A 12,035-nucleotide genomic window follows, 5' to 3' on the forward strand; every position below is an offset into this window, starting at 1 on the left:
ACACAAGCCGCCAAAAGTCGGAGGAACCGGCCCCCGGCGCGACCTTCGGAGGAGGTTGCAAGCGTCGCAACCCGACAACAAACTGTCGCCTGGCCGACCTGTTGCCTCCTCCTGCCGGGGAACGCCACGAGCCTGTGGGCGGGCCGTTTCGGTAGGCTATCTGACTTTAGCCGGTGTTGCGCAAACCGGCGGCAATCCCTGCCACAGACACCAGCAACGCCTGTTCCACGGGGCTGCCCTGGGCGACTTCCGGCTTACGTGAGCGCGCCAGCAGTTCAGCCTGTAACAGGTGCAGCGGGTCGAGGTAGGTGTTGCGCAGGCGGATGAATTCCAGGGTCTCCGGGCTATGTGCCAGTAGCTGCGACTGACCGGTCAACCCGAGTACAACGGAGCAGGCCTGCGACAATAGGTCGCGTAAGTGCGCACCCAAAGGCAACAGTTCAGGTTCCACCAGACGTTCGTCGTAGGAGCGGGCGATATCGGCATCCGCCTTGGCCAGCACCATTTCCAGCATATCGATGCGGGTCCGGAAAAACGGCCATTGCTCGCGCATCTGGGCCAGCAAGGCGCCTTCGCCGCGCTCCAGCGCCTTGCCCAGTGCGGTTTCCCAGCCGAGCCAGGCCGGCAACATCAGGCGGGTCTGGGTCCAGCCGAAGATCCACGGAATGGCCCGTAGGCTCTCGATCCCGCCTGCCCGGCGCTTGGCCGGCCGGCTGCCGAGGGGCAAGCGGCCCAGCTCCTGCTCCGGCGTGGACTGACGAAAGTACTCGACGAATTGCGGGTTCTCCCGCACCACGGCGCGGTAGGCGTTGACGCCATCTGTGGCGAGCTCGTCCATCAGGTCTCGCCATTGCGGCGTCGGCGGCGGCGGTGGCAACAGCGTCGCCTCCAGCACGGCGGCCAGATAAAGATTGAGATTCTGTTCGGCGATGTCCGGCAGGCCGAATTTGAAACGAATCATTTCGCCCTGTTCCGTGGTACGGAAGCGCCCGGCTACCGAGCCCGGCGGCTGGGACAGGATCGCCGCGTGCGCCGGACCGCCGCCACGCCCCACGGTGCCACCGCGACCGTGGAACAGCAGCAGTTCGACCTGCTGCTCGCGGCAGATCTCCACCAGGCGTTCCTGGGCCCGATACTGCGCCCAGGCCGCCGCGGTGGTCCCGGCATCCTTGGCCGAATCGGAATAGCCGATCATTACTTCCTGCGGCCCTTGCAGCCGCGAGCGATAGCCCGGCAGCAGCAACAATCGCTCGATCACCGGCCCGGCGTTGTCCAGGTCGGCCAGGGTTTCGAACAGCGGCACCACGCGCATCGGCCGCAGCACGCCGGACTCTTTCAACAACAGCTGCACCGCGAGTACATCGGAAGCCGCGCCGGCCATGGAAATAACGTACGACCCCAGGGACGCCGCCGGCGCCGCAGCGACTTCCCGGCAAGTGGCGAGGACTTCCGCCGTATCGGCCGAGGGCTTGAAATGCGCCGGCAGCAATGGACGGCGGTTGTTCAGCTCTTCCAGCAAAAAGCTGATGCGCTGTTCTTCGTTCCAGTCCTCGTAGCGGCCAAGACCCAGGTAATCGGTTATTTCGGTCATGGCCGCGGTATGGCGCGTCGAATCCTGGCGCACGTCGAGGCGCACCAGGAACAAGCCGAAGGTGACCGCCCGGCGCAGACAATCGAGCAGCGGCCCGTCGGCAATCACACCCATCCCGCATTCATGCAGTGACTGATAGCACAGCTCCAGCGGCTCCAGCAGTTCGCGGTTGTTCTGCAACACGTCGGCGGTGACCGGCGTGGCGGACTTCAGGGAAGCTTGGGCCCAGTTGCGCGTGGCGCGCAGGCGCTCACGCAGTTGCTTGAGCACGGCGCGATAGGGTTCTGCGCTGTCGCCCGCCTGGGCACGCAAGGCCTCGCTGGCTTTCTGCATGGACAGCTCGGCAGCGAGGTGGTCGACGTCCCGCAGATAAAGATCTGCCGCCATCCAGCGCGCCAGTAGCAAAACCTCACGAGTCACCGCCGCGGTGACATTCGGGTTGCCGTCACGGTCACCGCCCATCCACGAAGCGAAGCGGATCGGCGCCGCTTCCAGAGGCAGGCGCAGCCCCGTGGCGGCGTGCAGGGCCTGGTCGGCCTTGCGCAGGTAATTGGGAATGGCCTGCCACAGCGAATGCTCGATCACCGCGAATCCCCACTTCGCCTCGTCGACCGGCGTCGGCCGGGTGCGGCGGATTTCTTCGGTGTGCCAGGCTTCGGCGATCAGCCGCTGCAGGCGTTGGTGAATCTGGGCGCGCTCGGCGCTGGTCAGGTCGCGGTGATCCTGGGCTGCCAGTTGCGCGGCAATGGCATCGTATTTCTGGATCAGGGTGCGGCGCGCCACTTCCGTAGGGTGGGCCGTGAGCACCAGTTCGATCTCCAGGCGCGCCAACTGTCGGGCCAGGGACTCGGCGCCATGCCCCTCGGCCCGCAGTCGGCCGAGCAGCTCAGGCAGGACCCGCGCCTCGAAGGGCGCCGGCTGCGATTCCTCGCGGCGGTGGATCAACTGGTACTGCTCGGCGATGTTGGCGAGGTTGAGAAACTGGTTGAATGCCCGCGCCACGGGCAGCAATTCGTCTTCGCTCAATTGATTGAGACTGGCGCTGAGCTCGGCGTCCACGGAGCCACGGCGGTCGGCCTTGGCGCCCTTGCGGATCTGTTCGATCTTGTCGAGAAACGTGTCCCCGTACTGCTCGCGGATGGTATTGCCCAGCAGTTCGCCGAGCAGGTGAACATCCTCGCGCAGACGCGCATCGATATCGGTCATCAGCAGTTCTCCAGCAAAAGGTCCGGACAGCGATCGGATTAGACACATTGAGATAGACGCACTGGGTAAAGAGTGCCGATGCTGATCGTTTATGACAAGCGACGAAGGGTCTGTAAACCTTGTAGGACAAAGCTAGTCTGATGAATAAGCCACACAACGGCTTGTCACTCACCGCGCCGCCACGAGCAGGCTGATTGAGGTCATCATGAAAATCCGCGAGCTTGCCCAGCACTGGGAACAGAATGCCAAGGGTCGCTTGACCCAGACCGGCTATACGATTCATCTGGACATGGAAGCGGCCGCCCGCCTGGCGGCGATCTGCGACATGTACCCCAAGCGTCAGCCCGAAGAACTGTTGGGTGAATTGATCGGCGCAGCGCTGGAAGAGCTTGAGGCGAGCTTCCCATACGTCAAGGGTTCGCAAGTCGTCTCCACCGATGAGGAAGGCGACCCGCTGTACGAAGACGTCGGCCCGACCCCGCGATTCCTCGCCTTGTCCCGTCGACACCTACAGCAACTCACTTCCCAGACTGACAAGTCGAAACACTGAAAGCCTCCCCCATTGCGTCTCCCGGCACACTGTCCTGACTGCGCGACAAGTGCCGGGGATACCACCGCGCGCCTGGAAAGTTCAGCTTTTTAGCGCTGACCGATCAGTCAGCAATTGCTTTTTGGCGATTGGCCATCCCCGCTGAACTTTTGAAAAAAGCTTCAGGTCACACCGAATAACCATGCTGGAACGGTCGTTTGATAAACACCCTTGGCGCCAGCGCCACCTAGACGTCATGGCTGATGCCTCGGCATGGATATGTAGTTTTTTTCAGGAGTTTTCCAATGGAGTTGAAGCCTATGAATACCTGCACTGCCAAACCCTCATCCGCGGGCCTGCGTGGCCTGAAATTGGCTGCCCTGGCCATCGGTAGCGGCTTCATCCTGGCCGGTTGCGCTGGCAACCCGCCTTCGGAGCAGTACGCCGTGACCCAATCGGCGGTCAACAGCGCCGTCACCGCAGGCGGTACCGAATTCGCCGCCGTGGAAATGAAGTCCGCCCAGGACAAGCTCAAGCAAGCCGAGCTGGCCATGCACGACAAGAAATACGACGAAGCCAAGCGTCTGGCCGAACAGGCCGAGTGGGACGCCCGCGTCGCCGAACGCAAGGCCCAGGCCGCCAAGGCTGAACAAGCGCTCAAGGATTCCCAGAAAGGGGTTCAGGAACTGCGTCAGGAAGGCATGAACAAGATTCAGTAAACCTGTTCACGCCACGACGTATTGCCCATTGATAAAAGGACGACAGACTATGATGCACAAACATTTGATGATGCCCGCCCTGCTCGCCGCTTGCGTTGCACTGGCCGCTTGCTCTCACGATCCGAACGCCAACCTGGAACAGGCTCGCACCAACTACAACGGCCTGCAGGCCGACCCGGCCGCCACCAAGGTCGCCGCCCTGGAAACCAAGGACGCTGCCGACTTCCTGGCCAAGGCTGACAAGGCCTACCTGGACAAGGAAGACGAAGCCAAGGTCGACCAACTGGCCTACCTGACCAACCAGCGCGTTGAAGTGGCCAAGCAGACCATCGCCCTGCGCAACGCCGAAGCCGCGTTGAAAAACGCCGGCGACGAACGCGCCCGCGCCTTGCTCGACGCACGCAACGCGCAGATCAAGAAACTGCAGGACAGCCTGAACGCCAAGCAGACCGAACGCGGCACCCTGGTGACCTTCGGCGACGTGCTGTTTGCCACCAACAAGTCCGACCTGCGTGCCAGCGGCGTGTCCAATGTGAACAAACTGGCGCAATTCCTCCAGGAAAACCCGGACCGTAAGGTGATCATCGAGGGTTACACCGACAGCACCGGTTCGGATTCCTACAACCAGTCGCTGTCCGAGCGTCGCGCCAGCTCGGTGCGTACCGCCCTGGTGAAAATGGGCGTCGATCCGGCCCGTATCGTGACCCAGGGTTACGGCAAGGAATTCCCGGTCGCCGACAACACCAGCGTCTCGGGCCGTGCCATGAACCGTCGTGTGGAAGTGACCATTTCCAACGACAACCAGCCCGTCGCCCCGCGTTCGAGCATGAGCGCCAACTGATCGGCTGAGTGCAACGCAAAAGCCCCGCCTGAGCGATCAGGCGGGGCTTTTTATGGGCTGTCACATAATTCGACTGAACACATTCCCTGTGGGAGCGAACCTGCTCGCGATTGCGGTGAACCAGTCAACTCATAACTGGTTGTCCCACCGCTATCGCGAGCAGGCTCGCTCCCACAGGGATCACCGACATTCAGAGCATTACGGCTGAAGCTTCTGCGGCGTCTCCTGCCCCATGCAGCGCACGGCGCGCTTCTTCTCGTTGACCAATACGCCGGTCAGGCCTTTCTGTTCGGTGTCGAACAACACCAGCACGCCGTCGATGCACTGGGCCACCTGGGGCGCCGGCTCCAGGGAAACTTTGTAGTCTTCGCCCGGCACGGTCTTGAGCATGGTGAACTCGTTGAGCAGCAGCGCATCCTCGGGCTTGGCGAAGTGCAGGTAGCCGTAGTACCACAGCACCGCGACGGTGCCGAGGATGCTACAGATGCCGGTGATGATCAGGGGGATGGCGTTACGTTCTTCGCTCATTGCGGGCTCTCTGGGGATTCAGCGGGTGATTTCGGATAATTCGGCACTTCGCCCAGGCGACGCAGGCCGTCGAAATGCCGGGGGTCGTCGAGGTAGCGCAGCATCACGGTGCGCCAGGTCGGGTCGGCGAATGTCTGCACGTGCCCGCCGCGGGTCAATTGCAAGACCCTGGGCGGCGGCGCAGCTTGATACAGACGAATGCCATTGGAAAGCGGCACGATGGGATCATCGAGACTGTGGTAGATCAGTTTCGGCACCTCGCTCAGTTGCGCGATCGAGCCGATGGCACTGTCACCGTCGGGCACCAGCCAGGACAACGGCACCTGGAAGGCCCAGGTCAACCATGAAGTACTCAAGGCGAAACGCCCGACGTCGCGATAGCTGGCAGGTACGCCATCGAGCACCAGGGCCTTGAGCTGACGCTGGCGCTGTGGATGCTCCACCAGGTAATGCACTGCCAGCGCGCCACCCAGGCTCTGGCCGAGCAACACCAGTGGCTTGCCCTGGACCTCGGGCGACTGGTCGAGCCAGTTGAAGGCCGCATCGATGTCCTGGTAAATCGCCGGCAGGCTCGGCTCGCCTTCAGACACGCCGTACCCCCGGTAATCCACCATCAACACCTGATAACCCTGTTCCGGCAACCACCAACTGCCACCCAGGTGCCAGGCCAGGTTGCCGCCATTGCCGTGCAGGTGCAGCACCGTGCCTTTGACCTCGACGCCCTTTTTGACCGGCAACCACCAGCCGTGGAGCTTGAGGCCGTCGGCGGTGACAAGAGTCACGTCGCGGTAGTCGAGTCTGGCCCGCTCCGGGGTGAACGGCAGGCCGCGCTCGGGGTAGAACAGCAGCGAACTGCAACCACTGAGTGTCAATAGCAGGCAGATAATGCCGAGGGTTCGCATCCGGTGAAGCCTCGATGGAGGGTTGAAATGCAGGACCTGTGGGTGCGAGCTTGCTCGCGATGACGGTCGAACATTCAACATCTATGTCGACTGAACAACCGCTATCGCGAGCAAGCTCGCTCCCACATTTTTGACCGCGTTGTGGTTAAAGGATATTGGAATAATCCGCTTCGATCCGATCCAGGCTCAGGTGGTTCAGGAAGTTGGAGAAACACATCCAGGCCGACAGCGCGTTCATGTCGCGAAATTGCTCGGGCAGGTATTTGGGCGGTACGACCAGGCCCTCATCCACCAGTTGCCGCAGGGTGCGCATGTCTTCAAGGGTGGTCTTGCCGCAGAACAGCAGCGGCACTTGTTCCAGCTTGCCTTTGCGCACGGCCAGCTGAATGTAGTTGTAAACCATGATGAAGCCCTTGAGGTAGGACAAGTCTTTGGTGAATGGCAGACCGGTCGGCACCGAGCCACGGAAAACCCGGCTGGCGTTGCCGTAGCTTTCCGCCATCTCGAAGCCTTGCTCACGGAAGAATTCGAAGACCTGCAGAAAGTCGGCGCCCTCCTCCACCATGTGGATCGCGCGGGTGCGGTTGGTGAGTTTGCGCAGCCGACTCGGGTAGGAGGCGAAGGTGATGATTTCCATGAGGATCGCCAGGCCCTCCTGGGTCACCGTGGACGAGGGTGGCCCCTTGGACAGGAAGGTGCAGATCGGCTGGTTCAGGCCGTTGAGTGTGGTGCCGACATGCACCAGTCCTTCATGGACTTCCAGGGCCCGCACGTCGCGCTCGTTGAACATCGCATCGGTGCGGATCTTGATGTAGTCGGCGCCCGCCGCCGCGTCGGCCACGATGCCATCGGACTCGTACACCCGAATGGTTTCCTCGGCCTCGCCGAAGACCCGGTTCAGGCGGTGTTGCAGCAGATCGACGGCTTCCTTGGCACTGAGCACCTTGGGCTCGTCCTTCAAGTCGCCACGGCCGTCGATGTTGTTCAAGTAGTCGGATAGCATCAGGCCCAGGTCGGCCAGGGTCGGGTCGCCGGCATGGAACGCGTCGGACGCGGCGCCATACAACTCCTGGGAAATCAGCCCGAAATCCTCGGTCCCACGGGCTTCGAGCATGCGCACCACCATGCGGTATTCCTTGCACATGCGGCGCATGATCTGGCCCACTGGGTTGAACTGCCCGAGTTGGCGGGTGATGTCGCGCTCGATGTTCTGGAACTCCAGCTTCACTTTGCTGGAATCGAAGGACAGCGGCCGGTTGAGGTAATAATCGCGGTCCACCGCAGGCATTTCCTTGCCCTTGGCCTTAAGGAACCCCTTGCGGATGTTCTCGTCCCACTTCACCGCATCGAGGATGCGAATCGGCGTTTGCGCCAGCACAATGCGATCGGACAAGGTGCGTATCGTCTGCTGGTAATCGTCCACCCGGAACTCCTGTGAAAAAACGTCTGCCTGCTGCGTTATTGGGTTTTGTCCAGCCGCCGGTAGCGCACGGCCTCGGAGAACACATCGGAATTGGCCGGATCGTCGAGGTAACGGAAGACCGTGCGCATGTCGCTGTCTATCAGCACGCCATCACCTTCATCGCTCGGGTTCGCCTGGCCGCTGAGCCGCTTCTGGCCGATGGCCTGGTTGATCTGCTCCAGGTCCAGGTTGTAGACCACCAGTTCCTGCCGATCGGTCAGTTCAAAACCGGCGATGATGTAATGGCCGCCGAATCGGGCCGGCACCTTGGCCGACAGGTACCAGCGGCTGCCATGTCGGGAGACGGTCAGGGGGATGGCTTCGCGCTCCTGGGGGCGGGCCCGGAAGTAGCTGATGGCCTGGTAATGATGCTTGCTGACCTGGGTGAGTTCAAGATTCAGCGGCTCGCCCCAGGCATTGGTGCTGGTCCAGTGACCGAGCAGGCCCTTGGGCGCGGCTTCGCTGTCAGGCAACGGCGCCTTGAAAGACACCAGACAGCCACTGAGCAGCAGCAGCAACGACACGGCCAGTACAACGGCACGCCAGGCTTTCATTTGAACTCCCTATGGTAGACGACGCTTTTGTCTCTCTTGTGGCGAGGGAGCTTGCTCCCGCTGGGCTGCGCAGCGGCCCCATTTTGTGAGTGCTGCGCACTCAAGCGGGAGCAAGCTCCCTCGCCACAAGACAATGGTGCCCCCCCAAAAATGGGTTTACACCGACGCCAATACCAGGTGCATGTAGCGGGTCAGGATGCCGAGCATGTCTTCATCGGCCACCGGCTCGGCGCCATTGAGCAAGCCTTGATATTCCATCCGACCGATAATCGCCGTCAACACTTTGGCATCCTGTTGCGGATCGCGCGAGCCCAGTACCTGGAAAATCTGACAGGTACCTTGCAGCAGGATCTGCTGATGGGAACGCACCAGTTCAGCCAGCCGGGGGTTAAGGAGTGCCTCCTGGCGAAAGGCTTGCTCGGCCATCAGGTACTCACGACGGGTATGCAGCTGGTGTTGCACGTAATCGGCGGCCAGGCGCGCCATATCGTCCGCCAGTTGTGAGCGGGACTCGGCGCTGCCGTCCCCGTAGGCGACCATTTCCCGCAAAAGGCCTTCCTTGTTGGTCCACAGCTTGGCCATGAACGCGGCACTGCGCTCCACATACTGGGCGAAGGTATCGGTGAGCAGGTCATCGATGTCCTTGAAATAGTAAGTGGTGGCCGACAGTGGCACGCCCGCTTCGGCGGCCACGGCACGATGGCGCACGGCCCGCACGCCGTCGCGCACCACGATGCGCATGGCCGCGTCGAGAATTTCCTGGCGACGCTGCTCACTGCCCTGCCGGCTGGCCTTGCGACCCTGGTACTGAACACTTTCAGCGACAGCCGTGGCGACGCCCGCTGCACCTTCTGAAGCCATTGCACGATTCACGACAGGTCTTTCCTCGCTGTTTCACAAGTAACCATTTGATACGTTTGTACCAGACAGGCAATAAAAAGCCGCCCATCGAGGCGGCTTTTTAATTGAAGCACTTACGCTTGAGGCCGCATGTGCGGGAAGAGAATGACATCCCGGATCGACGGTGAGTTGGTCAGCAACATCACCAGGCGATCGATCCCGATGCCCTCACCGGCGGTCGGCGGCATGCCGTACTCCAGGGCGCGCACGAAATCGGCGTCGTAGTGCATGGCTTCGTCATCACCCGCGTCCTTGTCGGCCACCTGGGCCATGAAGCGCTCGGCCTGGTCTTCGGCGTCGTTGAGCTCGGAGTAGGCGTTGGCGATTTCACGGCCGCCTATGAACAGCTCGAAGCGGTCGGTCACGCTCGGGTTTTCGTCGTTGCGACGGGCCAGCGGCGAAACTTCGAACGGGTATTGGGTGATGAAATGCGGCTGCTCCAGCTTATGCTCGACCAGCTCTTCGAAAATCATCACTTGCAGCTTGCCCAGGCCTTCGAAGCCGAGCACCTTGGCGCCGGCCTTCTTGGCAATGGCCCGCGCCTTGTCGACGTCCTGCAGATCGGCGGCGGTGATGTCCGGGTTGTACTTGAGAATCGAATCGAACACCGACAGCCGCGCGAACGGCTCGCCAAAGTGGAACACCTTGTCGCCGTACGGCACGTCGGTGCTGCCGAGAACAAGCTGTGCCAGCTCGCGGAACAGTTCCTCGGTCAGATCCATGTTGTCTTTGTAATCGGCGTAGGCCTGGTAGAACTCGAGCATGGTGAACTCGGGGTTGTGCCGGGTCGAAACGCCTTCGTTACGGAAGTTGCGGTTGATCTCGAAGACCTTCTCGAAGCCACCGACCACCAGACGCTTGAGGTACAGCTCGGGCGCGATGCGCAGGAACATTTCCATGTCCAAGGCGTTGTGGTGGGTCTCGAACGGCTTGGCCGCCGCACCGCCGGGGATGGTCTGCAGCATCGGCGTCTCGACTTCGAGGAAGTCACGCTTCATCAGGAAGCTGCGGATGTGGGCAATGACCTGCGAGCGCACGCGGAACGTCTGGCGCACGTCTTCATTGACGATCAGGTCGACGTAGCGCTGGCGATAGCGCTGCTCGGTGTCGGTCAGGCCGTGGTGCTTGTCCGGCAGCGGTCGCAGGGATTTGGTCAGCAGGCGCACGCTGGTCATTTCAACGTACAGGTCGCCCTTGCCGGAACGGGCCAAGGTGCCTTCGGCGGCGATGATATCGCCCAGGTCCCAGGTCTTGACGGCGGCCAGGGTTTCTTCCGGCAGCGTCTTGCGATTGACGTAGACCTGGATGCGCCCGGTCATGTCCTGGATCACCATGAACGACCCGCGGTTGAGCATGATGCGACCGGCCACCTTGACGGGGATCGCCGCCTCGGCCAGCTCTTCCTTGGTCTTGTCCGCGTATTGCTTCTGCAACACGTCGCAATACGCGTCGCGGCGGAAATCATTCGGGAAGGCCTGGCCCTTGGCGCGCTCGGCAGCAAGCTTTTCCTTGCGCAGGGCGATCAGGGAGTTTTCTTCCTGTTGCAGGGCTTGCGGGTCGAGTTCTAGGTCGCTCATGTCTTTAAGGATTCCATCACAGGTTCGTTGCCTCCGGCCCCCGGCCGGAGTTTGCCGGCAAGCCTCGCTTCATCGTGCAAGCGTGCCCGTCCGGCGCATGGTTGTCGCGTCAAAGCCCTTGCTTGAGGCTCGCTTCCAGGTATTCGTCGATGTCGCCGTCGAGCACCTTGTCGCAGTCGCTGCGTTCGATATTGGTGCGCAGGTCCTTGATCCGCGAGGCGTCGAGCACGTACGAACGGATCTGGTGACCCCAGCCGATGTCGGACTTGGTGTCTTCCAGGGCCTGGGACGCCGCGTTGCGCTTCTGCACTTCCTGCTCGTACAAACGGGCCCGCAACATCTTCATCGCGGTGTCTTTGTTGGCGTGCTGGGAGCGCTCGTTCTGGCAACTGACCACGGTGTTGGTCGGTACGTGGGTGATCCGTACGGCCGAGTCAGTGGTGTTGACGTGCTGGCCACCGGCGCCCGAAGAGCGGTAGGTGTCGATGCGCAGGTCCGCCGGGTTGATCTCGATTTCAATGTTGTCATCAATTTCCGGCGAAACGAACACCGCCGAGAACGAGGTGTGGCGACGGTTGCCGGAGTCGAACGGACTCTTGCGCACCAGGCGGTGCACGCCAATCTCCGTACGCAGCCAGCCAAAGGCGTATTCACCCTTGATGTGCACGGTGGCGCCCTTGATCCCGGCGACTTCACCGGCCGACAGCTCCATGATGGTCGCATCGAAACCGCGCTTGTCGGCCCAGCGCAGGTACATGCGCAGCAGGATGTTGGCCCAGTCCTGAGCTTCGGTACCGCCGGAGCCGGCCTGGATGTCCAGGTAGGCGTTGTTCATGTCCATCTCACCGCTGAACATGCGACGGAATTCCAGCTTGGCCAGGGACTCCTCGAGGCGCGCCAGCTCGGCGACGACATCACCGACCGCGCCTTCGTCGGCTTCTTCGACAGCCATGTCGAGCAGGTCGCGGCAATCGGCCAGGCCGCTGGACAGCTCGTCCAGGGTTTCGACGATCTGCGCCAGGGCAGAACGCTCGCGGCCCAGTTCCTGGGCGTACGAAGGGTTGTTCCAGACACTCGGATCTTCAAGCTCGCGGTTGACTTCAGTCAGGCGCTCATGCTTTTGATCGTAGTCAAAGATACCCCCGAATAGTTTCGGAGCGCTCGGACAGGTCCTTGATGGTGTTCAGGATCGGGTTGATTTCCATGGCGGGCAGCACTCGTTGGCG

At 61.8% G+C, this 12,035-nt stretch carries 11 protein-coding genes; 3 read left to right on the forward strand and 8 right to left on the reverse strand.

Annotation, left to right across the window (positions count from 1 at the left end; translation table 11 throughout):
* Positions 1–166: 166 nt before the first annotated feature.
* Complete coding sequence (gene ppc, locus ACLEJQ_RS00750; RefSeq protein WP_440791253.1) at positions 167–2,797, reverse strand: phosphoenolpyruvate carboxylase; 2,631 nt, start codon at positions 2,795–2,797, stop codon at positions 167–169.
* Positions 2,798–3,002: 205 nt separating this feature from the next.
* Here ppc and ACLEJQ_RS00755 point away from each other — a divergent pair, with 205 nt between their 5' ends.
* The 3 genes from ACLEJQ_RS00755 to ACLEJQ_RS00765 all read left to right on the forward strand — a co-directional run bounded on the left by ACLEJQ_RS00755 (position 3,003) and on the right by ACLEJQ_RS00765 (position 4,886).
* Positions 3,003–3,347 (forward strand): pilin assembly protein, encoded by a 345-nt coding sequence (locus tag ACLEJQ_RS00755; RefSeq protein WP_440791255.1) that lies wholly within the window; start codon positions 3,003–3,005, stop codon positions 3,345–3,347.
* Between the two features lie 284 nt (positions 3,348–3,631).
* Positions 3,632–4,045 (forward strand): DUF4398 domain-containing protein, encoded by a 414-nt coding sequence (locus ACLEJQ_RS00760; protein ID WP_440791257.1) that lies wholly within the window; start codon positions 3,632–3,634, stop codon positions 4,043–4,045.
* Between the two features lie 52 nt (positions 4,046–4,097).
* Entirely contained in the window at positions 4,098–4,886 is a 789-nt protein-coding gene (locus ACLEJQ_RS00765; protein ID WP_440791636.1) for an OmpA family protein, read from the forward strand.
* Between the two features lie 198 nt (positions 4,887–5,084).
* Here the strand turns inward: ACLEJQ_RS00765 and ACLEJQ_RS00770 are convergent, their stop codons facing one another.
* From ACLEJQ_RS00770 to prfB, 7 genes are all read right to left on the reverse strand, one after another.
* Positions 5,085–5,414, reverse strand: coding sequence for a hypothetical protein (locus ACLEJQ_RS00770; RefSeq protein WP_041024802.1), 330 nt, complete (start codon positions 5,412–5,414; stop codon positions 5,085–5,087).
* Positions 5,411–6,316, reverse strand: a complete 906-nt coding sequence (locus ACLEJQ_RS00775) for an alpha/beta hydrolase (protein ID WP_440791259.1) — start codon at positions 6,314–6,316, stop codon at positions 5,411–5,413. Before ACLEJQ_RS00775 ends, ACLEJQ_RS00770 begins: the two co-directional genes overlap by 4 nt.
* 145 nt (positions 6,317–6,461) lie before the next feature.
* Positions 6,462–7,739 (reverse strand): flavohemoglobin expression-modulating QEGLA motif protein, encoded by a 1,278-nt coding sequence (locus tag ACLEJQ_RS00780; RefSeq protein ID WP_440791261.1) that lies wholly within the window; start codon positions 7,737–7,739, stop codon positions 6,462–6,464.
* A gap of 35 nt (positions 7,740–7,774) precedes the next feature.
* Positions 7,775–8,332, reverse strand: coding sequence for a hypothetical protein (locus ACLEJQ_RS00785; RefSeq protein WP_440791263.1), 558 nt, complete (start codon positions 8,330–8,332; stop codon positions 7,775–7,777).
* Between the two features lie 156 nt (positions 8,333–8,488).
* Positions 8,489–9,205 carry a TetR/AcrR family transcriptional regulator gene (locus ACLEJQ_RS00790; RefSeq protein WP_440791265.1) on the reverse strand — a complete coding sequence of 239 codons (717 nt, stop codon included), beginning with the start codon at positions 9,203–9,205 and terminating at the stop codon, positions 8,489–8,491.
* A 101-nt stretch (positions 9,206–9,306) separates the two neighbouring features.
* A complete protein-coding gene (lysS, locus tag ACLEJQ_RS00795; protein WP_440791267.1) occupies positions 9,307–10,809 on the reverse strand; it encodes a lysine--tRNA ligase in 1,503 nt (500 codons plus the stop codon).
* Between the two features lie 109 nt (positions 10,810–10,918).
* Positions 10,919–12,014 (reverse strand): peptide chain release factor 2 gene (gene prfB, locus ACLEJQ_RS00800; RefSeq protein WP_440791269.1). Its coding sequence is split into 2 segments (ribosomal slippage): positions 10,919–11,941 and positions 11,943–12,014, totalling 1,095 coding nucleotides; the frame shifts between segments, so codons are not numbered across the junction.
* Positions 12,015–12,035: the final 21 nt, after the last annotated feature.

The sequence above is a fragment of the Pseudomonas sp. SMV71 genome (genome assembly GCF_052042015.1).
Lineage (GTDB): Bacteria > Pseudomonadota > Gammaproteobacteria > Pseudomonadales > Pseudomonadaceae > Aquipseudomonas.